This window comes from Propioniciclava sp. MC1595 (genome assembly GCF_017569205.1).
Classification (GTDB): Bacteria; Actinomycetota; Actinomycetes; order Propionibacteriales; family Propionibacteriaceae; genus Propioniciclava.
On sequence record NZ_CP071870.1, the window covers coordinates 2,385,525 to 2,407,459 of the forward strand.

Here is a 21,935-nt window from a genome sequence, read left to right on the forward strand (position 1 = left end):
CCGCGCGTGGCACCATCGGGGCATGGACCACCGCGCCCTGCTCACCGACGCCGCCTCCCGCCCGCTCGACGCCGCCCGCCAGGTGCTCGACGGCCTCGCGCCCGACTCCCTGCACGCGATGCCCGAGGGCCGCGGCAACTCGATCGCGTGGCTGGTGTGGCACGCCGCCCGGCAGGCCGACGTCCAGCTGGCCGCGCTGCACGGCGGGGCCGAGGCGTGGGCGGCCGGCTGGGCCGACCGGACCGGGATCGACCGCGGTGAGGGCGACTTCGGGTTCGGCGACGGCGTGGCCGAGGTCGCCGCCCTGCGGGTGGCCGACCCCGACGCGCTGTTGGGCTACGCGGCGGCCGTCACCGACGCGCTCACGACGTACGTGGGGTCGCTCGCGGCCACCGACCTCGACGACGTGGTCGACACGAACTGGACGCCCCACGTCACCCGCGGCGTCCGGCTCATCTCGATCATCGACGACGCCGTGGCCCACCTCGGGCAGGCAGCCTACGTGCGCGGCCTCGTCGACGGCTGGTCGATCGGCTACTGACGGCGCCGGTAGCCCACGAAGTCGAACTCGCCGCGCGGGTCGCGGCGGTACTCCTCCCAGACCGCGGGGTCGACGTCGGGCAGCGTGACCGAGCCCTCGGCGTCCGCGTGCACCTCGGTGAGGTCGAGCTCGTCGAGGGAGTCCCAGGCCTGGCGGTAGATCTCGCCCCCGCCGGCGACGTAGACGGTGTCGTCGAGCTCCTGGGCGAGGGCCAGCGCCTCCTCCACCGAGGTGGCCACGCGGGCGTCGACGCGCGGGTCGTCGGGGATCTCGACGCGGTCGAGGTTGCGGGTGACGACGATCGTGGTGCGCCCGGGCAACCAGCGACCGATGGCGTCGTGGGTGGCGCGGCCCATGATCATCGGGTGGCCCAGGGTGACGCGCTTGTAGCGGGCCCAGTCCTCGGCGAACTCGAACGGCTGCGCCTCCCCGTCACCGAGCACCCCGTTGCGGGCGACGATGGCGATGGCGATGACGGCCATGGGTTCCCCTTCCCTGCTGCTCCGTGCGACGCCGCGAGCCTAGCCCGCGGCGAGGCCCTCGACCTGCTCGTGCACCAGGCGGGCCGTGCCCGGGTCGGCCACGGGCCGGAAGTGGCCCGGCAGCCGGAGCGTGATGTTGTGCGCCCCGGGGAGGAACGACCCGTCGGGGATCATCTCGTCCCACGCCGACGCCACCGACACGATCCGGCTGTTGACGGCGCGCTCCGCGGCGAGGGCGACGATCGCGGCGCCGGTGGGCGCGAACAGGCCCAGGGGCGTCCGGGTGAAGACGCGCCAGCTCAGCCGGGACCCACCGAACGGGGTGCAGACCGCGACCAGCCCGCGGGGGGCGCGGTCGGGGTCGGCGGCGAGGGCGTCCACCAGCAGCGTCTTGCCGATCAGCCCACCCTTGGAGTGGGCGACCAGGACCGGTCGCTCGAGTCCGAGCGCTGCCAGCCCGCCCCGGGCGCGGTCGAGGGACTCCTCGAGGGGCCGGCCGTTCCAGCCGAGGCCCGGCAGCGGGTTGACGGGGTGGCCGAGTGCGTTCAGGTGGCGGGCCAGCGGGACCAGGTAGCGCCACGACTCCCAGATCCCGGGCAGCAGCACGATGGGGACGCCGTCACCGTCGGCGAAGGCGTCGGGGGGCGTCCGGTCGAGGGCGGACGCCGTCCAGCGCCGGGCCACGTGGGCCCAGTCCTGCACGACGGTCCGCACGCGGCTCACGGCAGGGGCCCCCGCCCCGAGGCCGCGACGGCGGCCGCGACGACCTCGTCGGCGTTGTCGACGACGACCTGGTGGGCCGCCCCCTCCGCGACGATGATGCTGCCCTCGGCCCCGCTGCGGTTCAGCAGGCGTTCGGCCCACTGCGGCGGACACAGGCGGTCGTGCTCGCCGCGCACGATGACCAGGCGCCCGCCGAGGTCGGCGATCCGGTCCTCGATCGGGTAGCGCACCATGGCCGGCAGCAACTCCAGCGGCCAGCGCAGGCCGGCCGACAGGTAGCCCCGCACCGAGACCAACGCGGCGCCGAACCGCTCGTGCACCGACGACCGCGCGAACCCCGACAGCACCCGCGACAGGCGGCGCTGGTCGACGCAGACCACGGGGGCGACGAGCACCATCCGGCCCCGCAGGTGCGGCTCGCGGCGGGCGAGCTCGACGACGACCTGGGAACCCATCGAGTGCCCGACCAGCACCGGCTCGGTCACGCCCAGCCGGTCGAGGCCGGGCGCGATCGCGCGGGCGAACGCGGGGATGTCCATCGGGTCGCGCGGGTGCGGGACGCCCCCGAAGCCGGGCAGGTCGAACACGACGACCCGCCCGAGGTGGCGCAACCGGTCGACGACGGGACGGAACAGGTCGGAACTCACCCCCAGCCCGTGGACGAGCACGAAGGTGAGGTCGTCGGTGCCGGGGTCGCCGCTGACGTCCCAGGCGCGGACGCGCTTGTGGCCGCGTCCGTAGCGGTGCTCGACCGCGCCGAAGGCGGGTTCGTGGCGGGATCGACGCATCAGACGGCGATCGGTGCCTTGATCGTGGGGTGCGGGTCGTAGCCGACCAGCTCGATGTCGCCCAGCTCGAACCGGTCGATCTCGGTCACGGCGGGGTTCAGCTTCAGCGTCGGCAGCGCCCGCGGCTCGCGGGTCAGCTGGAGGCGCGCCTGCTCGAGGTGGTTGGAGTACAGGTGCGCGTCGCCGAAGGTGTGCACGAACTCGCCGGGCTCCAGGCCGGTGACCTGGGCGACCATGTGGGTCAGCAGGGCGTAGCTGGCGATGTTGAACGGGACGCCGAGGAACACGTCGGCGCTGCGCTGGTACATCTGGCAGCTCAGCCGCCCGTCGGCGACGTAGAACTGGAACATCATGTGGCACGGGGGCAGCGCCATGTCGTCGACGTCGGCGGGGTTCCACGCCGTGACCACGTGACGGCGGCTGTCGGGCCGCGTCCGGATCGACTCGATGACGTTGGCGATCTGGTCGACGCGCTCACCCGACGGGGCCGGCCAGCTGCGCCACTGGTAGCCGTACACCGGGCCGAGGTCACCGTTCTCGTCGGCCCACTCGTCCCAGATCGTGATGCCGTTCTGGTGCAGCCAACCGATGTTGGTGTCCCCCCGCAGGAACCACAGCAGCTCCCCGAAGATCGAGCGGGTGTGCAGCTTCTTCGTGGTCAGCAGCGGGAACCCCTCGGCGAGGTCGAAGCGCATCTGGTGGCCGAAGACGCTGAGGGTCCCGGTGCCCGTGCGGTCCGACTTCTGCGCACCCGACTCAAGGATGCGGGTGAGCAGGTCGAGGTACTGCTGCATGTGGTGGGCTCCTCAGGCGTGGCTGGCGGAGCCCCCAGCATACGGTCCAGCGAGGACACCCCACCGTTGTCAGGGCCCAGCCGAGAATCCCCTGGGCATCCGCCGGCTCAGGAGCGGGCTTACAGCCCCCGGAGGTGGTCCACCATGGCGCGCACCGCCTTGCCGCGGTGGCTGATGGCGTCCTTCTGCTCGGGGGCCAGGTGGGCGTTGGTGACCTCGTTGCCCTCGGCGATGAAGATGGGGTCGTAGCCGAAGCCGTTGGTGCCCGACTCGGCGTGGGCCAGGCGCCCCTCCATCGTCTCGCGGAGCACGTGCTCGGTCCCGTCGGGCAGCACGAGCGCGACCGCGCACACGAAGCGGGCGGTCCGCAGGGGGTCGGGCACGTCGTCGACCTGCGCCAGGACGAGCCGGCGGTTCTCCTCGTCGGACGCCCGGGCTCCGGCCCAGCGGGCGGTGCGGACGCCCGGCATCCCGTTGAGGACGTCGACCTCGAGCCCGGAGTCGTCGGCCAACGCCGCCAGCCCGGTCGCGGCCGCGGCCGCGCGCGCCTTGATCAGCGCGTTGCCCTCGAAGGTCGCCTCGGTCTCGGCGGGCTCGGGGTAGGAGCCGACCTCGTCCAGCCCGACCACCTGCAGGCCCGCGCCCGCGGCGTCCGCGATGCGGCGCAGCTCGGCGAGCTTCTTGGCGTTGTGGGTGGCCAGGACGACCGTGGTGAGCGGCTGTGGCATGCCGGCCACACTACCCATCGTGGCGCGGCAGGCCGGCCGGCGTCCGGTACCGGTGCTCGGCGGTGTCGGGCACGAGGCCCGAGGTGTGCTCGGCGTGCGACAGCGCCTCGGCCAGCAGCCGGTGCACGTGCGCGTTGGTCGCCGAGTAGTGGATGTAGGTGCCCTCGCGGCGGCTGGTGACCAGGCCCGCCAGCCGCAACTTCGACAGGTGCTGGCTGACCGCGGTGGGCGTCGACTGCACCAGCTCGACCAGCGCGCCGACACTGGCCTCGCCCTGGAGCAGGGCCCACAGCAGCTTCACGCGGGTCGGGTCCGACAGCATCCGGAACGTCTCCGCGGCGAGCTGCGCGTGCTCGTCGTCGGGGACGTCAAGGAGCGGGGACTCGTGCATGGCGCCACCCGGCGCCTGGGCCGGCTTCCCGCAGGCGGACGCCATCGTCGGCCTGCTCATCGCCGTGGTGATCATCGGCGTGCTGGTCAGCTCGCTGCGGATCACGGTGCGTCGCCTCATGGACGGCGTCGAGGACGGCACGCTGGACCGGATCGAGGCCGTCGCCGGGGGCGTCCCGGGGGTCGCCGCCGTGCTGCGGACCCGCGCCCGCTGGAGCGGCCACCGCATGGAGGCCGACCTCGACGTGGCCGTCGACCCGGCCCTCACCGTGGCGCAGGGCCACGATGTGGCGGTGGCGGTGCACCGCGCGCTGGTGGAGTCGATCCCCCACCTCGACCGGGCCAGCGTGCACGTGGAGCCGGTGGGCAGCGCCTGCGGCGCGAACCTGACCTGATCCCGGGGCCGGGAGGTCCCCTGACCCACCCTCCCCGCACGACCCAACACGGTGGTGGTGCGGTGTGCACGGTGCACGGTGCCCGTGTGCCACGTGCTGGGCGTACCCCGTGAGGAGGGCCCGGCCCGTCGGGCGGTGCAGCCCCGATGTGGCCCTCGGGGCAACAGGCTTCGTGTTCGCTGTCGCGCGGGTACCGACTCCTCGGCCCCGGGACCGTCAGCTCTGGGGCTCGACCAGGTCAGTGGTCCAGTTCAGGCCCTGCAGGCGCGTGTCGAGCTCCCGGAAGGCCCGGGCAGCATCGTCCGCGGCGGCGCGCAGGGAACGCACGTCCACGGTGGGGACGAACTTGATCTCGGCGCGTCCGAACCGGCTCGACGGCACGGCCGCCCCGGCCACCGCGGCGAGGAACCGCTGCCGGCGGGCCAGGGTGTCGCGCGCGGCGATGGCGTCGGTCACGGTGCGGCCGGCGTCGAACGGGGTCACCGCGTTCGTGGCGTTGATAGCCCGGACGAGGTGCTCCAGCCGCTCCAGGACGCGGTCGGCCTCGGCCAGCAGCGCGGCCGGGTCCTCGGCCGGCTCGTCGCCCTCCTGCACCAGGACGCTCGCCTCGAGGCGGCCCTGCAGCTCGGCCAGCCGGGTCTGCGCGGCCGCCCGCTCGGCGAGCGCCTCGGCGAGCTTCACCGCAGGGCCTCGGCCTGGAGGCGGGTCAGCTCGGCGCAGCCGACGGCGCCGAGGTCGAGCAACTGGTCCATGACGGCACGGTCGAAGGGCTCGCCCTCGGCGGTGCCCTGCACCTCGATGAGCTTCCCGTCTCCGGTCATGACAATGTTCATGTCGACCTCCGCCGCCGAGTCCTCCTCGTACGGCAGGTCGAGCACGGCCAGTCCGTCCACGACGCCGACGCTGATGGCGGCCACCGAACCCTTGAGCGGCTCACCCTTGAGAGCGCCGCGCCCGCGCAGGTAGGACACGGCGTCGGCGAGCGCCACGTAGGCGCCGGTGATGGACGCCGTGCGCGTCCCGCCATCGGCCTGCAGCACGTCGCAGTCGATCACGATCGTGTTCTCGCCGAGGGCCTCGTAGTCGATGACGGCGCGCAGGGCGCGGCCGATCAGGCGCGAGATCTCGTGCGTGCGTCCGCCGACCTTCCCCTTGCGGGACTCGCGGTCGGACCGGGTGTGGGTGGAGCGCGGGAGCATCTCGTACTCGGCGGTCACCCAGCCCTTGCCCTGCCCCTTGAGCCAACGCGGCACGCCCTCGGTCACCGACGCCGCCACCAGCACGCGGGTCTTGCCGAACTCGACGAGCACCGAACCTTCGGCATGGTCGAGCCAGTTGCGCGTGAAGCGCACCTGTCGGAGCTGGTCGGGGCGGCGTCCATCAAAGCGTTCAGTCACGGCCGACACCCTACCGGCGCAATCTGCACCACATTCACACGGCGACGAGGACGTGCAGCGTCCGGGGGCCGTGAACGCCCTCCACACGGTTGAGCTCGATGTCGCTGGTCGCGCTCGGGCCCGACACCCAGGTGAGCGGCAGGCCCTCGGCGACCGACACCGCCAGGCGCCCCACGGCCTCAGGCACATCGGTGACGACCTGATCGGCCCGCACCACGCACACGTGCCGGTCAGGCACCAGGGTGAGCGCGCGGCGTCCCTGGTCGGGACGGTGGTCGAGCACGAACGTGCCGGTCTCGGCGATCCCGACCGCCGCGGCGGTCACCACCGCGTCCACCCGGTTGAGCTCGTCGTGGGACAGGGCCGGTTCGTCGGACAGCACCTCCAGGCCGGACGCCTCGACGGCGGTCCGCCACGCGGCCTCGATGCCCACGGGGAGGACGACGGTCGAGGCGCCGGTGTCGCGCAGGTGCCGCACGACGGCCTCCGGGACGTCGGCCACGGGCACGCGCTCGACGATCGCGCGGTAGTCCTCTACGCGCTCGACGAACAGGCCGAGCACGTCGGCGATGTCGGTGGCGCGGCCGTACTGCCAGGCGACCGGCACGTCACGGGCCGGGTCGGCCTCGGTCACGTCGCTCAGCGCGGTGCGGATGCGGCCGAGGATCTCGTCACGGGCGGTGCTCATCGCTGCCCACCTCTCGTCTTGTCGGTCGTCTTGTCGAACTGGGCGCGGAAGGACGCCGTGGGTGGCATCGGGACGTTGCGGGCACGCAGCCAGCGGGAGAGCCCGGGGACGGGCCAGTTGCCGATCCGACCGATGGCCCGGCCGCCGACGAGGCCGAAGACGTTCGCCGCCCGCTGCATCAGGGCGAGGCGTCGGGCATCGCCCATCAGCCAGCCGCCGCCCTTCATCAGGACCGGCTCCAGGTGCGGCTTGCGACCAGCCTCGGCCTTTTTGGCCTCGACGATGCGGTGCCGCTGCTGGACCAGAATGTCGGAGATCGGGATCTTCACCGGGCACACGTCGTCGCACGCCCCGCACAGGGTGGAGGCGAACGGCAGGGACCGGTCGACCGCCGACTCAACCCCGCGCAGCTGCGGGTTGAGGATCGCGCCGATGGGGCCGGGGTAGACCGAGCCGTAGGCGTGGCCGCCCACCTTCTCGAAGACGGGGCAGATGTTGAGGCACGCCGAGCAGCGGATGCACCGCAGCGCGGCACGCCCGCTGGGGTCGGCCAGGGCGCGGGTGCGGCCGTTGTCGACGAGCACGACGTGCACGTCCTGGGGTCCGTCCCCGGGGGTCGGGCCGGTCCAGATCGTGGTGTAGGGGTTCATCCGCTCGGCGGTCGAGCTGCGCGGCAGCAACTGCAGGAACACCTCCAGGTCGGCGAAGGTCGGCACGACCTTCTCGATGCCGACCACCGAGATCAGGGTCTGCGGCAGGGTCAGGCACATCCGCCCGTTGCCCTCGGACTCCACCACGACCAGCGAACCGGTCTCGGCCACGGCGAAGTTGGCCCCCGACACGGCAACCCTCGCGCGCAGGAACTTGTCGCGCAGGTGGGTGCGGGCCGCGTTGGCGAGGCGTCCGGGGTCGTCGTCGAGGCCCTCGGGGGGCGGGGTGCCATAGCGGCCCATCTCCTCGAGGAAGATGTCGCGCACCTCGGTGCGGTTGCGGTGGATGGCAGGCACCAGGATGTGGCTGGGCCGGTCGTGGCCCAGTTGCACGATGAGTTCGGCCAGGTCGGTCTCCCAGGCCGCGATCCCGGCCTCCTCCAGAGCCTCGTTGAGGTCGATCTCCTGGGTGGCCATCGACTTGACCTTGACGACCTCGTCGGAGCCGGTGGCCCGGATGAGATCGATGATGATGCGGTTGGCCTCCTCCGCGTCGCGCGCCCAGTGCACGGTCGAGCCGGCCCTGGTGAGGTTCTCCTCGAGCTGGACCAGCCAGGTGTCGAGGTGGCGGGCCACGCGGTTCTTGACGGCCTCGCCGGCCGAACGGAGGTCCTGCCAGTGGTCGAGCTCGGCCACCACGCGCTGCCGCTTCGTGCGGATGGTGTGGGTGGCGTGGCGCAGGTTGGCCCGCTGGGTGTCCTTGCCCAGCTCGCGGATCGCGGCCTGCGGGAACGGCGGGCTGTCGATGAGCGCTCCCTCGGGCGGGGCCGGGGTGAGCCGCACCCTGGTCGGCATGCCGAGGTTGGTGGTGGTCATCGGGCCCTCCCCGCGGTCGTGGCGGATGCCGTGGTCGGCTGTTCGCGCGTGCTGACGAGCACGTCGGCCAGGTGGATGGTGCGGGCCCGGTCGCCGCGGCGTCCGAGCACCCCACCGATGTTGAGCAGGCAGGCGTTGTCGCCGGCGACGACGAACTCCGCACCGGTCGAGACCACGTGGTCGGCCTTGTCGGTGGCCATGGCGATCGACACGTCGGGGTTCTTCAGCGAGAACGTGCCGCCGAAGCCGCAGCACTGCTCGGCGTCGGGCAGCTCACGCAGTTCGATCCCCTCGACGGCCCGGAGCAGGCGCAGGGGCCGGTCCCCCACCTTCGCGACCCGCAGAGAGTGGCAGGTCGGGTGGTAGGTGACCGGATGCGGGAACCACGCCCCCACGTCGACGGTACCGAGCACGTCGACGATGAACTCGCTCAGGTCATAGACCCGTGGCGTCAGCTCCCCCACCGCCCGTTCCAGGCCGGCGTCCCCGGCGTGCCGGGCCAGCATCGGATGCTGGTGGCGCACCGCGCCGACGCACGACCCGGAGGGCCCGACCACGTAGTCGAACGTGTCGAATGCCTCGACGAATGTGCGCACACTCGGCACAGCCTCGTCGAAGTAGCCGGTGTTGGTGAACATCTGCCCGCAGCAGGTCTGCTGGCGGGGGAAGACCACGGTGCAACCGAGACGTTCCAGGAGGCGGCGGACGGCGTCCGGCGTCCCGGGGAACATCGTGTCGTTCACGCAGGTGGCGAAGAGCGCGACGGTGGGGCCAGCCATGTTCGGGCTTCCTTTCCTCAGGGGAGCATCCAGCTCAGGACGGGGGTGGACTGCAGCCCGACGAGGATGCACAGGACCAGCAGCAGGCCCAGGCTCCAGCGGATCGCGGTGCGGAAGATGTCGGACTCCTTGCCGACCAGGCCGACCGCGGTCGCGGCGATGGCGAGGTTCTGCGGGCTGATCATCTTGCCGACCACACCACCGGAGGTGTTGGCGGCCACCAGCAGCGTCGGGTCGATGCCCGCGTTGGTGGCGGCGGTCTGCTGCAGGGTGGCGAACAGGGCGTTGGCCGAGGTGTCCGAGCCGGTGACGGCGGTGCCGATCCAGCCCAGCGTCGGGCTGAGGAAGGCGAAGATCGGGCCAACCGAGGCGATCCAGGTGCCGACGGTGATCGTCTGGCCCGACAGGTTCATCACGTAGGCCAGGGCGAGCACCGAGGCGATGGTGAGGAAGGTCCAGCGCAGCTTGTGCACCATGCGCCCGAAGGTCTTGGCGGCTTCCAGCATCGGCACGCGGTAGACCAGCGCGACCACGATGCCCGACAGCAGCAGCAGCGTGCCCGGCGAGCTCAGCCACTGGAAGTTGTAGATCGTCGAGGAGTTCGGCTTGCCGGCCGCGTTGAGCACGTTGCCGTACAGGCCGGGCCACTGGATCTTCAGGTCGGTCGAGGCCAGGAACGTGGACGCCACCGGCACCAGCTTGGCGATGGTGAACACCACGATGACCAGCAGGTACGGGAACAACGCCATGCCGATCGCCTTGCGGTCCGGGCGCCGCACCACGGCCTCGTGGTGGCTCAGGTCCAGGGTTGAGACGTAGCCGGCGGCGGTCTCGGCTTCGCGGGTCGCCAAGAGGCGCTCCTTGGCGGCCTCGGTGCCCTTGGGCTTGACCACGCGCAGCACCAGGACACCGACCGCGAGGGCACCCAGGGAGGCGATCACGTCGGTGAGCTCGACCGAGATCCAGGTCGAGCTGATCCACTGCAGCACGGCGAAGGACAGGCCCACGGCGAGCAGGACCGGCCAAGTCTCCTTCAGACCGCGGACGCCATCGGCCACGAGGACCAGCAGCAGCGGCACGGCCCAGGCAATGAGCGGGGTCTGGTGACCGACGTAGGCGCCGATGGAGTGGTAGTCGATGCCAGTCAGGTTGCCGGCGGTGATGATCGGGATGGCGATGGCACCGAACGCGACCGGCGCTGTGTTGGCCAGCAGCACGGTCGTAGCGGCGCGCAGCGGTGGGAAGCCGACGGCCATCAGCATGACGCCGGTGATGGCGACGGGCGCGCCGAAGCCGGCGAGGGCCTCCAGCAGGCCGCCGAAGCAGAAGGCGATCAGGACTGCCAGGATGCGCGGGTCGTCGGAGATCAGGTTGAAAGTGCCGCGCAGGTCCTCGAACCGGCCGCTGACGACGGTGATCTCGTAGAGCCAGACCGCGCACAGCACGATCCAGGTGATCGGGAAGATGCCGAACGTCGCGCCCTCGGTGGCGGCGAGCAGGGCGAGCCCGGCGGGCATCTTGAACGCGAAGATGGCCACCAGCAGGGCGACCAGCAGGGCGACGAGCCCGGCGGCGTGAGCCTTCCAGCGCAGCCAGCCGAGGAGGACGAAGATGGTCAGGAGCGGCAGCAAGCCCACCAGTGCGGACAGCCACAGGCTGCCAAGCGGGGCGATCTCGGGTTGGAACATGGGCACCTTTGCGTGTTCAGCGGCCGACCGCCATTGGTCTGACCATACGTCAGTATGGACAGACAAAGTACGCGGGACGCAAGCCCCGGAGCGCGCCGTTATCAATCCGTGATTGTGACGGTCGGACCAATGTGCCGCGCCCACGCCGTTGCGGCAGAATGGAACCGAGCCAACAGGGAGGCGGGAGGCGGGTGAAAGCCTACGAGCTGGCCCTCGACCACATCGAGGAGGGCATCCTGAGCGGCCGCTACGAGGTCGGGTCGATCCTGCCCCCGGAGCGGGAGTTGGCCACCCAACTGGGCATCGGACGCTCGTCGGTTCGCGAGGCCATCCGGGCGCTGGAGTCCCAGGGCGTCCTCGACTCGGCCGTGGGTGCGGGGCCGGCCTCCGGCACGCGCGTCACCAGCGATCAGAGCAGGGCGCTGACCCGCCTGCTGAAGCTGCACGTCTCGCTGGGCAAGTATCCGGTCGACGACGTCGTCGAGGCCCGGGTGTCCCTGGAGCGGGGATCCGCTGCGCTCGCCTCGACGCACGCCACCGCGGACGCGCTGGCCCGACTGGCGGAGGTCGTGGAGGCCATGGAGGCGGCCGAGTCCATCGCGGAGTTCAGCCCGCTCGACACCTGCTTCCACGTCCTGATCGCCGAGGTCAGCGAGAACACCCTGATCAGCGACCTGACCCGGGCTGTGCGCGAGGCCCTGCTGCCACCGATCGCGAGGGCGTCCGCCCGCATGGCGGACTGGCCGGGCTTCCGCGACGGGCTCAACGAGCAGCACCGCCGGATCTTCGCCGCGATCCAGGCCGGCGACCCCGACGCGGCCGCCGACCTGATGGAGCACCACATCCGGCACGCGTACTCGATCCTGCCGATGAACGGGGCGATGCCCTGATGCCATACCCGCGGCCCTGGGGTTGAGCGCCGAGGGACTCGGTCCGTACGCGTGCGGCCGCCGTGAGCGCCTGCGGACAGGCGCCCCTAGCCGGTCAGCTCCGCGAGCAGTTCCAGGGCGTGGCGGTAGGTTCGCCCGGTCGCCCGCGACATGCCCAGCTCGCACGTGCGGTTGCTGGACAGGTACGCGTCGTAGCGCCGCTCCCCCACCTCCGCGGCCTCCAGGTGCGAGGCGGACGCCGTGAGCTCGGGATGCAGCATCCCCCGGTCTCCGGCGAAGCCGCAGCACCCGGCCGCCCCCGGCACGACCACGTCCTCGGCGCAGGCCCGCGCCACCGCCAGCAAGTGCGGCAGGTCCCCCGCATGCCGGTCGGAGCAGGTCGGGTGCAGCACGGCCGAGGGAATGCGTCTGCGCACCGTCAGGTGCGGCAGCAGGTGTTCCGCGGCGTAGGCCACCGAGTCGACGATGCGCACCGCGCGGAACCGCTGCGCCAGCTCGTGGAGGCCGACCTTCTCGAGGTCGGACGCCACCTCGTGCAGCCCGTGGGTGCACGAGCTCGCATCGGTCACCACCGGCACCTCACCCTCGCGCGTGGCGCGCAGCAGGGCCGACGCCGTGCGCTGCGCCATGGCCGCCAACCCGTCGGTCAGGCCCTTGGAGCGCCACACCGTCCCACAGCACAGGCCCGCGATGTCCTCCGGCACGTGGACGCCCACCCCCGCGCGGTCGCACAGGGCCAGGAAGGCGCGCCAGGCGCCCATCCGGGAGCCCTGGGGCGGGGCGTCAGCAGGGCCGAAGATCTCATTGAGGCAGGACGCGAACAGCACGACCTCGCCCGGGGCCGAGCGCTCCGGTGATCGGCGCGGCGCGCCCGGGCCGGGCAGGTCGTCGCCGACTCGCGGGATCAGGTCGGTGGGCAGCACGCGGCGGGCGACGTCCGTGACTGCCGAGAGCACCGGCGACGGGATCACCGAGGCCGCCCCCATGCCGACACGCAGGCCCTTCACGGTGGTGGCCCAGTTATTGGCCAGCGTGAGTGCCACCTTCTGGGAGACCGGCGTCTGCGCCTCCTTGCGGAAGCCCTTCATGACCTTGCCGGTGTCGATGGAGACCGGACAGTTGAGCAGGCACAGCGAGTCGACGGCGCAGGTCTCGACCGCGTCGTAGCCGAAGTCGGCCTCGATAGCCGCGCGTCGCCCGGGGTCGGCGGCGGCCATCTCGCGCATCAACGCGATGCGTTGGCGCGGTGTGGTGGTGAGGTCGCGCGAGGGGCAGACGGGCTCGCAGTAGCCGCACTCGACGCACCGGTCCACGGCCTCGTCAACCAGCTCGGGCAGCTTGAGGTCACGCAGGTGGAGTTGGGCGTCCTCGGTGATGATGACGCCGGGGTTGAGCACCCCCTCCGGGTCGAACAGCGCCTTGAGCTCGCGCATCACGCGGTAGAGCTCCGCGCCGAACTGGCGCTCGACGAAGGGGGCCATGATGCGGCCGGTGCCGTGCTCGGCCTTCAGCGAGCCATCGGCGGCCAGGACGAGGTCGACCAGTTCGTCGCTGAAGCGGGCGTAGGTCTCGACCTGCGCGGGGTCGCGCAGGTCGGGGTTGATCATGAAGTGCAGGTTGGCGTCCTTGGCGTGGCCGAAGATCACCGCGTCGTCGTAGCCGTGGCGTCCGCACAGGGCCTGGATCTCCCCCACCGTGCCGGTGAGGGCGGGCATGGGGACGACCACGTCCTCGAGCAGCGCCGTCGAGCCGGGTGGCCGTGCGCCCGCGACCGCCGTGTAGAGGCCCTTGCGGACGACCCACGCCTGGGCGCGCTCGATCGCGTCGGTGGAGAACGCGTACGGCTTCGGGAGCGGGGTGAGGCCGCCGAGGCCGGCCACGATACGGGACAGGCCGGCCACGGTGCCGGCGAGTTCCGCGGCCTCCTCGGCGCGGGCCTCGACCAGCAGGGCGGTGTGCTCGGCCACGTCGAGCCCCACCAGGGCCGGGACGACGGTGGCGAGGCTCTGCGCCACGCGCAGGGAGGCCGCGTCCATGAGTTCTGCGGTGGCCGCGCCGGCTGCGACCAGGCCGGGCAGGGCGGCGGTGGCGTGGTCGATCCGGTCGAACACCAGCAGCGTGGTGGCCAGGTGGGCGTAGTTGGGCACGGTGTTGAAGGTCGCCGACAAGATGAACCCGAGCGTTCCCTCGGAGCCGACCATGAGGTGGGCCAGGATGTCGGCGGGGGTGTCGAAGTCGAGGAAGGCGTTCACGCCGTAGCCCATGGTGTTCTTCATCGCGAACTGGTGAGTGATGCGTCGCACCGAGTCGGGGTTGCCGCGCACGCGGTCGCGCAGCCGCTGCAGGCCCTCGAACAACTCCGGCTCGGCGGCGCGCAGCCGCTCGTCGGCGTCGGGGGCAGCGGTGTCGATCCGGGTGCCCGACAGCAGGACGACCTCGAGACCGGCAAGGGTGCGGTAGGTGTTGGCGGTCGTGCCACACGACATGCCTGAGGAGTTGTTGGCCACCACGCCGCCGATCGTGCAGGCGACCTCTGAGGCGGGGTCCGGGCCCAGCGCCCGCCCGTACGGCGCGAGGGCAGCGTTGACCGCCCGCACGGTCGCGCCCGGTTGGCAGCGGACCCGCGCTCCGGCGTCCAGCACCTCGACGCCGCGGAAGCCGCGCCGGGTGTCGATGAGGACGCCGTCGGTCTGGGCCTGCCCCGACAGGGAGGTGCCGCCGGAGCGGAACGTGACGGGGACGCCGTGCCGCGCCGCGAGGCGAACCGCCTCGGCCACGTCGCCGCCGTCGCGCGCGGTGACGACCACGCGGGGCTGCAACAGGTAGTGGGAGGCGTCGTGCGCCATCCTGGCCAGGTCGAGGGGGCGGTCGGCCACTTGGTCGTCGCCCAGTCGGAGTCGAAGGTCGGTCGTCAGCGCCGTGCTCATGGGGAACTCCATTCGCCACCCGCTCCGCTGCGGGTTTTGGTCTGACCATTATGGGCCCCAAGTCAGCCGCCCCGTCAACCCAGGTGCGCGTCATGGGCGGGTCCTGTCGCGCGGGCAAGCCCGCGCGGGTCACCGGGCGATCGTGAAGACCTGCCGGACGCCCGCGACGAAGTCGCCGCCCATCAGGCGGGCACCGATCCCCTCGAACTGGGCGGGGTCGCCGGTGGTCAGGAACTGCCGGGACGCCGTGCGCGGCAGGTCGTGCACCAGGTCGAGGTCGGTGAGGGTCTGGTAGGTCTCGCGGGCGCACTCGTCGGCGCTGCTGACCAGGGTGACGCGGTCCCCCAGCACGTAGCTGATCAGGCCGGCGAGCAACGGGTAATGGGTGCAGCCCAGGATGAGGGTGTCGACGTCGGCGAACTGCAGCGGGGCCACGTACTGGCGGGTGATGCCGAGCAGCTCAGGGCCGCCGGTGATCCCCCGCTCGACGTACTCGACGAACAGCGGGCACGGCGCCGTGGTCAAGGAGACGTCCGGCACCGCGGTCAGGGCGTCGTCGTAGCTCAGTGCGTTGGCGGTGGCGACCGTGCAGATCACGCCGACCCGCCCGTTGCGGGTGGCCCGCACCGCGCGCTTGGCGGCCGGCAGGATCACGTCGATCACCGGCACGTCGTAGCGCTCGCGGGCGTCGCGCAGCACCGCCGAGCTCGCCGAGTTGCAGGCGATGACGAGGGCCTTCACGCCCAGCCCGACCAGGTGGTCGAGGCATTCGAGGGCGTACTCGCGCACCTCGGGCAGCGACTTGGGCCCGTACGGCGCGCGGGCGGTGTCGCCCACGTAGATGATGTCCTCGTTCGGCAGCTGGTCGGTCACGGCGCGCGCGACCGTCAGCCCCCCGAAACCGGAGTCGAAGATGCCGATCGGCCGGTCGATGCCACTCACGAGCGCCGAGCCTACTCCCGCCGTTGGTCGGACGCCGTGCACGCCAGCGCGCACGACCCGCACCCGGCCGAGGGGCACCCGAGCGTCACGACAGTGCGTTCGAGGAGCCCCAGTCGCACGAGGTGGTCGACGGCAGCCGACACCATGTCGAGCGACAGCCCGGTGACCCTGGACGCCTCCGCGTGGGTCACGGCTCCGGCGCGGTAGGCGTCCAGCACAGCAGACATGGGCCCGCTCACCAGAACAACCGCCCGACCTGGAAGATCGCCACGGCGCCGAGCCAGGCCACCACGAGGCCGATCGCGACGCCGAACACCGTCCACTTCAGGCCGACCTCGCGGCGCTGGGCGGCGAGGGTGGCCACGCAGGGGGTGTAGGCCATCAGGAACCACAGGAACGCCCACACCGCGGGCAGCGGGTGGCCGCCGGAGGAGCTCTCGAACGCCGCCGCCACCTGGGCGCCGAAGTCACCGAGGTCGGCTGCGCCCTCCTCGGGCTCCTCGACCGCGTAGGTCTGGGCCCACGAGCTGATCACGGCCTCCTTGGCGACGAAGCCCACCACGAGCGCGGACGCCGTCTGCCACTGCCCGAAACCGGCCGGGGCGAACGCGGGCGCGATGGCCTGGGCGGCCACGCCGTAGGCGGAGTCCTGGACCGGCACGTCGCCGAACCCGTAGCCCGGCTTGGTCGGGATCGCCTGCAGCAGCCAGACCGCGCACACCGTGACGACGATGATCCCGGACGCCGTGCGCAGGAAGCCCTGCAGGCGCGTCCAGGAGACGGCCGCGGTCAGGCGCGCGGTGGGGGCCTGATAGGGCGGGAGGTCGATCACGAGGGGCTCGGCGCCCATGGTGCGCCAGAGGGTCCGGCGCAGGACCAGGCCGACGCCGACGACCGCGAAGATCGAGGCCAGGTACATCACGAACACGGCCGTACCGGCGGCGCGCTCGAAGAAGATCGTACCGAGCATCACGTAGACGGTGAGCCGGGCGGTGCAGGAGGTGAACGGCACCAGCAGCGCCACCAGCACGCGCTGACGCGCGTCACCCAGGATGCGGGTCGCGGCGATCGCCGGCACGTTGCAGCCGAATCCCACCACGAGCGGCAGGAACGCCTTGCCGGGCAGCCCGATCGTGCGCATGAGCCGGTCGGTCACGACGGCGGCGCGGGCCATGTAGCCGGAGTCCTCCAGCAGGGCCAGCAGCACGAACATGAGCGCCATCAGGGGCACGAAGGTGAGCAGCATGCCGACGCCGGCCACGAGGCCGTCGACGAGCAGCCCCTCGACCCAGGACCCGCCCAGGCCGAGGAACGCCAGCCCGCCGCGCACGGCGTCCGAGACGGGGCCGGAGAACAGGCCGTCCAGGGCATCCTGCAGCGGCGCGGCCACAGTGGTGGTGACCTGGAAGACCAGCCACATCACCGCGAGGAACAGCAGGGGTCCGGCGACGGGGTGGGTGGCGACGCGGTCGACGCGGTCGGAGGTGCTGACCCGCTCGGCGCCGCTGCCGGTCGTGCCCGCGCGCACGGCGGACTCGACCCACGCGAAGCGCTCGTCGTCGCGGGAGAGGTCGTCGAGCGCCGCGGCGCCGGTGAGCCGGGGCGAGGGCGTGGGCCGGGCCAGCGCCTCGCGGACCGCGCGGGTGAGGTTGTCCAGGCCCTGGCGCCGACGCGGGTCGAGCACCACCACCGGGCAGCCCAACGACTCGGCCAGCGCGTAGGAGTCGACCTCGATGCTGGCCTTGCGGGCGACGTCGTTCATGGTGAGGGCGACGACGACCCGGTGGGTGGTCTCGCGGAGCTGGGCGACCAGGTAGAGCGAGCGGGCCAAGTGGGCGGCGTCGGCGACGACGACCACGGCGTCGGGGCGCTCGGCGACCGGGGCGTCCACGAGCAGGGTGCGGGTGAGCTCCTCGTCGCGACTGAGCGGGTCGAGGCTGTAGGTGCCGGGCAGGTCGACGAGGCTGAACTCGTGGACGCGGTTGACCGCGCACTCCCCCGAGCACTCCACGCACGCGCACACGCGGTCGTCGGCCTTGAACCGCCAGGCACCCCGGCCGACGTCGACCGTCGTGCCGGGCCAGTTGCCGGTGGTCGCGCGCAGGCCGGTGAGGGCGTTGAACAGGGTGGACTTTCCGACGTTCGGCGCACCCGCCAGGGCGACGATCGGCGCGCCGGCGCCCGCGTCGGCCCCGACGGGGCCGTGGCAGGCGGCTCGCACGGTGGGCAGCTTCGGGGAGATCGGCAGCTGTCGGCCGCCGGTCCGGGTGACCTCGGGGGCCTCGCTCATGCGGCCACCTCCGCCTCGAGGCGGGACAGCACGTCGGCGTCCACGGCCACGCGGCCACCGCTGACCGACACGATCCGCCCGCCGGCGGCCAGGCGCTGCACGAGGCTCAGCCGCGCGCCGCGGCGCAGGCCCAGGGACGCGAGCCGGCGTGCCACCGTGGCGTCCGGGTGCGTGGACGTCAGGAGCAGGGGCGTCCCGAGCGGGGCGCGATCGAGGGTGATCGTCGCTGTCACGCAGGTGAGGCTAACCTAAGTTGCCCTACGACCGCCAGTAGTAGTGCCCTTTTGGCAACAAGTTCCTTGCGAAAGTCTCCCCGGTTCAGGAGTGGGCGGCCTCGAGGAGGGACTCCAGCACCAGCCCGAGCCAGTCGTAGAGCGCCACGAGCTGCGTCCGCGGGTCCCGCGCGGGCAGCTTCTCGAGGTCGGCGTGGTCGTCCTCGGACTCGATCCCCAGCCGCACCGCGAGGCTCAGCCGCACGCCGTTGAGGGTCTTCAGCCAGGCGTCGAGGTCGGCCTTGGCGACGACGAGCGGCTCCTTCCCGTCGGCGGTCGCGGCGAGGTCGGCCAGCACCACCTCGGAGTCGGTGATCCGCTGGCGGCGCAGGGCGTCCTGCGAGAAGCGGCGGTGCTCAGCCGCGGCGACCTCGTCCTCGTAGGCGTCGGGGAACAGCCGCGCCACCACCGGGTCGGAGCGGTCGAGCGGCTCGCTGCGCAGCTCGCGCGCCCAGCGGGCGAACGGGTCGTCGGACGCCGCGGGCTCCCCCGCTCCGCCGATGAGTTCGTTGACCTGGGCTACGAGGGAGGTGACCAGCGCCACCTCGAAGTCGTCCAGCTCGGCGACCAGGTCGGTGCCGTCGCGGTGGAAGGGGATCACTCGTCCTTCTCCAGGGTCGCCCACAGCCCGTACGCGTGCATGGCGTTCACGTGCTGCTCCATCTCCTCGCGCGTGCCCGACGCGACGACGGCTCGCCCCTCGGTGTGCACCTGCATCATCAGCTTGTGGGCCTTGGGCTTGTCGAACTTGAAGTACGTGACGAACACGTGGGTGACGTAGCTCATCAGGTTCACGGGGTCGTCCCACACGATGGTGACCCACGGCGTCAGCGCCTGCACGACCTCGGCCGGGCGTTCGGCCACCGCGGTGCCGGACGCCGGCCCCACCGGAACCTCGGGCGACGACATGGCGCCCATTGTGTCACTAGTCTGAAACCATGCTGGAGACGACCGCCCTGCTCACCGACCACTACGAGCTGACCATGGTGCAGGCCGCCATGGGCTCCGGAACGGCCTTCCGCCGGTCGGTGTTCGAGCTCTTCCCCCGCCGCCTCCCCGAGGGGCGCCGCTACGGCGTCGTGGCCGGCACGGGGCGCGCGCTCGACGCCGTCGAGAACTTCCGCTTCGACGACGAGACGGTGTCGTTCTTGCGCGAGGCGAAGGTCGTCAACGACGAGGTCGCGCAGTGGCTGGCGACCTACCGGTTCACCGGCGACATCTGGGGCTACCCCGACGGTGAGATCTACTTCCCCGGCTCGCCGATCATGGTGGTCGAGGGCAGCTTCGCCGAGGCGGTCGTCCTGGAGACGGTGCTGCTGAGCATCTTCAACTACGACTCCGCGGTCGCGTCGGCTGCGTCCCGCATGACCGCGATGGCCGGCGACCGCCCCTGCATCGAGATGGGCTCGCGGCGCACCAACGAGTGGTCGGCGGTGGTCGCCGCCCGGGCGGCGTACATCGCAGGCTTCGCGTCGACGTCGAACCTGGAGGCGGGGCGCTCCTTCGGGGTCCCGACCGCCGGCACCGCCGCGCACAGCTTCACGCTGCTGCACGACACCGAGGAGGACGCCTTCCGCTCCCAACTGGCGGCCCTCGGCACCAACACCACCCTGCTGGTCGACACCTACGACGTCGTCGAGGCGGTCACGAAGGGCGTCGAGCTGACCAACGGACGCCTCGGCGCCGTCCGCCTCGACTCGGGCGACCTGCTCACCCAGGCCGTGGATGTCCGCAGGCTGCTCGACTCCCTCGGCGCGGTGAACACCCGCATCATCGTCACCTCCGACCTGGACGAGTTCCAGATCGCCGCCCTGCGCGCCGCCCCGGTCAACGGCTACGGCGTGGGCACGCAGCTGGTCACCGGCTCGGGCGCCCCGACCTGCGGGTTCGTCTACAAGCTCGTCTCCCGCGCCGACTCCGAGGACCCAGCCGCCCCGCTCGAGCCCGTCGCCAAGAAGTCGCTCAACAAGGGGTCGGTCGGCGGCCGCAAGTTCGCTCTGCGCCGGCTGGACGCCAACGGCATCGCCGAGGCGGAGGTCATCGGCGTCGGCGCCCCGCCCGAGGGCGACCACAACGACCGTCCGCTGCTGGTCGAGCTGGTGCGCGGCGGCGAGATCGTCGGGCGCGAGCCGCTGTCCGCGGGACGCGAGCGGCACCTGCGCGTGCGCGGCGAGCTGCCGAGCGCGGCGTTCAAGATGAGCAAGGGCTACCCCGCCATCGTCACGATCATGCTGGACGCCGAGGGCGACCAGACCTTCAACCCCTACGCCCCGGAGGCCTGATGAGCACCCCGACCGCACCCACCGCACGCGCCCTGGTCGTCGTCGACGTCCAGAACGACTTCTGCGAGGGCGGCTCGCTCGCCGTGGCCGGCGGGGCTGCGGTGGCGGCGTCCATCGCCGAGCTGCTCGCCGGGGACCACGGCTACGACGTCGTCGTCGCCACCCGCGACCACCACATCGACCCGGGGGCGCACTTCTCCGACAGCCCCGACTACGTCGACTCGTGGCCGCCGCACTGCGTCGTCGGGACGCCGGGTGCCGACTTCCACCCGAACCTCGTCAGCCACCCGGAGTTCGGCGCCCCCGACTTCGCCGGCGTCTTCGACAAGGGGCACTACACCGCGGCCTACTCGGGTTTCGAAGGCACGGACGCGGCTTCTGGGCTCGGCTTGGCCGACTTCCTGCGCGAGCGCGGGGTCACCGCGGTCGACGTGGTGGGGATCGCCACCGACCACTGCGTGAACGCCACCGCGCGCGACGCGGCGGCGGCCGGGTTCGACACCTCCGTGCTGCTCGACCTCACCGCGGCGGTCACGCCGGCGAACGTGCCCACCCTCGCCGAGGAGTGGGAGGACGAGGGCATCTGGGTGAGCGGGACCACCGAGAACCCCGAGACGAACGAGAACGCCGTCGGTCTCGAGGACTGACGCGGCCGGAGCGCGCCCCGCGATTTCCCTGAGGTGTCGCGTGGCGCCTTTGCCGGTGCGCCGCTCCGCAACGTCAAATCTGGGGCCCGAATCTTGACGGATCCGCGCCCGACAACGGCAAGAGCGCCAGGAGACACAGCCACTTCTTCGCCGAGCGTGCTCGGGGCAGGCTGATCTCCTCGCGGCCTCCAGCGGCGCATCGCCACGGCGTCGACCTCCCCGCGTGGGACGAGTCGGCGTGCGACGAGCTCGAGGAGGACACCGCCCGCGACGCCCTGACCACCCTGCGCACGCAGCTGTCCGATGCCCTGCTCGGCGAGGACGCCTCGGCCGGCCGCGAGCTCCTCAACCAGGCGCTCGACGACTGGCAGGCGCGGGTGTCCGTGGAGGAGGAACTGGCCGACCACGAGCTGCCGGGGGTGGAGGTCACGGCGTCCGCGCTGCCGCACGTGCCCCTGCCACCGTGGTACGAGCGTGACCCCACGCTGCCGCGCGACACCGCTGGGCGGTGCCCCACGCTCGGCCCGTTCCTGCTGGCGGTCGTGGGCGTCCTGCTCACCGAGGCGACGAACATCCACCTCAGCGGGTACGCCGACCGCGTCAGGCCCTGCGAGGCGCCCGACTGCCGTACCCCGTTCCTCGACGCGGGCGACGGCCGACGGCGGCGCTTCTGCTCGCCGCGGTGCCGTGCTCGACAGTCAGCCCGGGCGCGGGCACGGGTCCGGTGAGCCCCGGGGGCACGAGGCAGGCCTGCGCCAGTGTCACA

Annotated in this window: 25 protein-coding genes; 6 read left to right on the forward strand and 19 right to left on the reverse strand. The window is 72.3% G+C overall.

What is annotated here, in order from left to right:
• Positions 1 to 22: 22 nt before the first annotated feature.
• Positions 23 to 541, forward strand: a complete 519-nt coding sequence (locus J4N02_RS11395; protein WP_188333048.1) for a mycothiol transferase — start codon at positions 23 to 25, stop codon at positions 539 to 541.
• On the opposite strand, the gene J4N02_RS11400 is transcribed toward J4N02_RS11395, so the two are convergent.
• From J4N02_RS11400 to J4N02_RS11425, 6 genes are all read right to left on the reverse strand, one after another.
• Positions 535 to 1,023: a dihydrofolate reductase gene (locus tag J4N02_RS11400; RefSeq protein ID WP_188333049.1), complete on the reverse strand. Its 489-nt coding sequence runs from the start codon at positions 1,021 to 1,023 to the stop codon at positions 535 to 537. The genes J4N02_RS11395 and J4N02_RS11400 overlap by 7 nt on opposite strands.
• A gap of 39 nt (positions 1,024 to 1,062) precedes the next feature.
• Positions 1,063 to 1,746, reverse strand: coding sequence for a triacylglycerol lipase (locus J4N02_RS11405; protein ID WP_188333050.1), 684 nt, complete (start codon positions 1,744 to 1,746; stop codon positions 1,063 to 1,065).
• Positions 1,743 to 2,534 (reverse strand): alpha/beta fold hydrolase, encoded by a 792-nt coding sequence (locus J4N02_RS11410; RefSeq protein WP_188333051.1) that lies wholly within the window; start codon positions 2,532 to 2,534, stop codon positions 1,743 to 1,745. Before J4N02_RS11410 ends, J4N02_RS11405 begins: the two co-directional genes overlap by 4 nt.
• Positions 2,534 to 3,328 carry a thymidylate synthase gene (locus J4N02_RS11415; RefSeq protein ID WP_188333052.1) on the reverse strand — a complete coding sequence of 265 codons (795 nt, stop codon included), beginning with the start codon at positions 3,326 to 3,328 and terminating at the stop codon, positions 2,534 to 2,536. Before J4N02_RS11415 ends, J4N02_RS11410 begins: the two co-directional genes overlap by 1 nt.
• Positions 3,329 to 3,447: 119 nt before the next feature.
• The gene (rdgB, locus tag J4N02_RS11420; RefSeq protein ID WP_188333053.1) at positions 3,448 to 4,056 is read right to left on the reverse strand and encodes an RdgB/HAM1 family non-canonical purine NTP pyrophosphatase; all 609 of its coding nucleotides are present in this window, start codon (positions 4,054 to 4,056) and stop codon (positions 3,448 to 3,450) included.
• Between the two features lie 10 nt (positions 4,057 to 4,066).
• Entirely contained in the window at positions 4,067 to 4,447 is a 381-nt protein-coding gene (locus J4N02_RS11425) for a metalloregulator ArsR/SmtB family transcription factor (RefSeq protein ID WP_182817899.1), read from the reverse strand.
• Here J4N02_RS11425 and J4N02_RS11430 point away from each other — a divergent pair.
• Entirely contained in the window at positions 4,446 to 4,841 is a 396-nt protein-coding gene (locus J4N02_RS11430; protein ID WP_188333054.1) for a cation diffusion facilitator family transporter, read from the forward strand. The genes J4N02_RS11425 and J4N02_RS11430 overlap by 2 nt on opposite strands.
• 216 nt (positions 4,842 to 5,057) lie before the next feature.
• On the opposite strand, the gene J4N02_RS11435 is transcribed toward J4N02_RS11430, so the two are convergent.
• The 6 genes from J4N02_RS11435 to J4N02_RS11460 are packed head-to-tail and all read right to left on the reverse strand — an operon-like array spanning position 5,058 to position 10,919.
• Entirely contained in the window at positions 5,058 to 5,522 is a 465-nt protein-coding gene (locus J4N02_RS11435; RefSeq protein WP_188333055.1) for a DIP1984 family protein, read from the reverse strand.
• Entirely contained in the window at positions 5,519 to 6,238 is a 720-nt protein-coding gene (gene rph, locus J4N02_RS11440) for a ribonuclease PH (RefSeq protein WP_188333056.1), read from the reverse strand. Before rph ends, J4N02_RS11435 begins: the two co-directional genes overlap by 4 nt.
• 34 nt (positions 6,239 to 6,272) lie before the next feature.
• Positions 6,273 to 6,926: an LUD domain-containing protein gene (locus tag J4N02_RS11445; RefSeq protein WP_188333057.1), complete on the reverse strand. Its 654-nt coding sequence runs from the start codon at positions 6,924 to 6,926 to the stop codon at positions 6,273 to 6,275.
• Positions 6,923 to 8,452 carry a LutB/LldF family L-lactate oxidation iron-sulfur protein gene (locus J4N02_RS11450; RefSeq protein WP_188333058.1) on the reverse strand — a complete coding sequence of 510 codons (1,530 nt, stop codon included), beginning with the start codon at positions 8,450 to 8,452 and terminating at the stop codon, positions 6,923 to 6,925. Before J4N02_RS11450 ends, J4N02_RS11445 begins: the two co-directional genes overlap by 4 nt.
• Positions 8,449 to 9,231, reverse strand: a complete 783-nt coding sequence (locus J4N02_RS11455; RefSeq protein ID WP_131167321.1) for a (Fe-S)-binding protein — start codon at positions 9,229 to 9,231, stop codon at positions 8,449 to 8,451. The genes J4N02_RS11450 and J4N02_RS11455 overlap by 4 nt, the downstream gene beginning before the upstream one ends.
• Positions 9,232 to 9,248: 17 nt before the next feature.
• Positions 9,249 to 10,919 (reverse strand): L-lactate permease, encoded by a 1,671-nt coding sequence (locus J4N02_RS11460; protein ID WP_188333059.1) that lies wholly within the window; start codon positions 10,917 to 10,919, stop codon positions 9,249 to 9,251.
• Between the two features lie 191 nt (positions 10,920 to 11,110).
• Here J4N02_RS11460 and J4N02_RS11465 point away from each other — a divergent pair, with 191 nt between their 5' ends.
• Positions 11,111 to 11,809 carry a FadR/GntR family transcriptional regulator gene (locus tag J4N02_RS11465; RefSeq protein WP_208090950.1) on the forward strand — a complete coding sequence of 233 codons (699 nt, stop codon included), beginning with the start codon at positions 11,111 to 11,113 and terminating at the stop codon, positions 11,807 to 11,809.
• 86 nt (positions 11,810 to 11,895) lie between these two features.
• Here J4N02_RS11465 and J4N02_RS11470 read toward each other — a convergent pair whose 3' ends face one another.
• From J4N02_RS11470 to clpS, 7 genes are all read right to left on the reverse strand, one after another.
• Complete coding sequence (locus J4N02_RS11470) at positions 11,896 to 14,736, reverse strand: FAD-binding and (Fe-S)-binding domain-containing protein (protein WP_188333061.1); 2,841 nt, start codon at positions 14,734 to 14,736, stop codon at positions 11,896 to 11,898.
• Positions 14,737 to 14,865: 129 nt separating this feature from the next.
• Positions 14,866 to 15,678, reverse strand: a complete 813-nt coding sequence (gene murI, locus J4N02_RS11475; RefSeq protein ID WP_188333062.1) for a glutamate racemase — start codon at positions 15,676 to 15,678, stop codon at positions 14,866 to 14,868.
• Between the two features lie 11 nt (positions 15,679 to 15,689).
• Entirely contained in the window at positions 15,690 to 15,905 is a 216-nt protein-coding gene (locus J4N02_RS11480; protein WP_188333063.1) for a helix-turn-helix domain-containing protein, read from the reverse strand.
• Positions 15,906 to 15,913: 8 nt separating this feature from the next.
• The gene (feoB, locus tag J4N02_RS11485; RefSeq protein ID WP_188333064.1) at positions 15,914 to 17,968 is read right to left on the reverse strand and encodes a ferrous iron transport protein B; all 2,055 of its coding nucleotides are present in this window, start codon (positions 17,966 to 17,968) and stop codon (positions 15,914 to 15,916) included.
• Entirely contained in the window at positions 17,965 to 18,201 is a 237-nt protein-coding gene (locus J4N02_RS11490; protein WP_208090952.1) for a ferrous iron transport protein A, read from the reverse strand. Before J4N02_RS11490 ends, feoB begins: the two co-directional genes overlap by 4 nt.
• A gap of 85 nt (positions 18,202 to 18,286) precedes the next feature.
• Positions 18,287 to 18,841 (reverse strand): DUF2017 domain-containing protein, encoded by a 555-nt coding sequence (locus J4N02_RS11495; protein ID WP_188333065.1) that lies wholly within the window; start codon positions 18,839 to 18,841, stop codon positions 18,287 to 18,289.
• The gene (clpS, locus tag J4N02_RS11500) at positions 18,838 to 19,149 is read right to left on the reverse strand and encodes an ATP-dependent Clp protease adapter ClpS (protein WP_182818053.1); all 312 of its coding nucleotides are present in this window, start codon (positions 19,147 to 19,149) and stop codon (positions 18,838 to 18,840) included. Before clpS ends, J4N02_RS11495 begins: the two co-directional genes overlap by 4 nt.
• Before the next feature lie 29 nt (positions 19,150 to 19,178).
• Here clpS and J4N02_RS11505 point away from each other — a divergent pair, with 29 nt between their 5' ends.
• From J4N02_RS11505 to J4N02_RS11515, 3 genes are all read left to right on the forward strand, one after another.
• Positions 19,179 to 20,522 (forward strand): nicotinate phosphoribosyltransferase, encoded by a 1,344-nt coding sequence (locus J4N02_RS11505; RefSeq protein ID WP_182818051.1) that lies wholly within the window; start codon positions 19,179 to 19,181, stop codon positions 20,520 to 20,522.
• A complete protein-coding gene (locus J4N02_RS11510) occupies positions 20,522 to 21,169 on the forward strand; it encodes an isochorismatase family protein (protein ID WP_182818049.1) in 648 nt (215 codons plus the stop codon). Before J4N02_RS11505 ends, J4N02_RS11510 begins: the two co-directional genes overlap by 1 nt.
• A gap of 383 nt (positions 21,170 to 21,552) precedes the next feature.
• A complete protein-coding gene (locus J4N02_RS11515) occupies positions 21,553 to 21,897 on the forward strand; it encodes a CGNR zinc finger domain-containing protein (RefSeq protein ID WP_188333066.1) in 345 nt (114 codons plus the stop codon).
• The last annotated feature ends 38 nt before the right edge of the window (positions 21,898 to 21,935 follow it).

Excerpts from the sequence above, each read along its gene's own strand:
- J4N02_RS11395 (WP_188333048.1), top strand. The coding sequence starts at position 23 with ATGGACCACCGCGCCCTGCTCACCGACGCCGCCTCCCGCCCGCTCGAC.
- J4N02_RS11400 (WP_188333049.1), bottom strand. The coding sequence starts at position 1,023 with ATGGCCGTCATCGCCATCGCCATCGTCGCCCGCAACGGGGTGCTCGGT.
- J4N02_RS11410 (WP_188333051.1), bottom strand. The coding sequence starts at position 2,534 with ATGCGTCGATCCCGCCACGAACCCGCCTTCGGCGCGGTCGAGCACCGC.
- J4N02_RS11415 (WP_188333052.1), bottom strand. The coding sequence starts at position 3,328 with ATGCAGCAGTACCTCGACCTGCTCACCCGCATCCTTGAGTCGGGTGCG.
- rdgB (WP_188333053.1), bottom strand. The coding sequence starts at position 4,056 with ATGCCACAGCCGCTCACCACGGTCGTCCTGGCCACCCACAACGCCAAG.
- J4N02_RS11430 (WP_188333054.1), top strand. The coding sequence starts at position 4,446 with ATGGCGCCACCCGGCGCCTGGGCCGGCTTCCCGCAGGCGGACGCCATC.
- J4N02_RS11425 (WP_182817899.1), bottom strand. The coding sequence starts at position 4,447 with ATGCACGAGTCCCCGCTCCTTGACGTCCCCGACGACGAGCACGCGCAG.
- J4N02_RS11445 (WP_188333057.1), bottom strand. The coding sequence starts at position 6,926 with ATGAGCACCGCCCGTGACGAGATCCTCGGCCGCATCCGCACCGCGCTG.
- J4N02_RS11450 (WP_188333058.1), bottom strand. The coding sequence starts at position 8,452 with ATGACCACCACCAACCTCGGCATGCCGACCAGGGTGCGGCTCACCCCG.
- J4N02_RS11455 (WP_131167321.1), bottom strand. The coding sequence starts at position 9,231 with ATGGCTGGCCCCACCGTCGCGCTCTTCGCCACCTGCGTGAACGACACG.
- J4N02_RS11460 (WP_188333059.1), bottom strand. The coding sequence starts at position 10,919 with ATGTTCCAACCCGAGATCGCCCCGCTTGGCAGCCTGTGGCTGTCCGCA.
- J4N02_RS11470 (WP_188333061.1), bottom strand. The coding sequence starts at position 14,736 with ATGAGCACGGCGCTGACGACCGACCTTCGACTCCGACTGGGCGACGAC.
- J4N02_RS11480 (WP_188333063.1), bottom strand. The coding sequence starts at position 15,905 with ATGTCTGCTGTGCTGGACGCCTACCGCGCCGGAGCCGTGACCCACGCG.
- feoB (WP_188333064.1), bottom strand. The coding sequence starts at position 17,968 with ATGAGCGAGGCCCCCGAGGTCACCCGGACCGGCGGCCGACAGCTGCCG.
- clpS (WP_182818053.1), bottom strand. The coding sequence starts at position 19,149 with ATGTCGTCGCCCGAGGTTCCGGTGGGGCCGGCGTCCGGCACCGCGGTG.
- J4N02_RS11505 (WP_182818051.1), top strand. The coding sequence starts at position 19,179 with ATGCTGGAGACGACCGCCCTGCTCACCGACCACTACGAGCTGACCATG.
- J4N02_RS11510 (WP_182818049.1), top strand. The coding sequence starts at position 20,522 with ATGAGCACCCCGACCGCACCCACCGCACGCGCCCTGGTCGTCGTCGAC.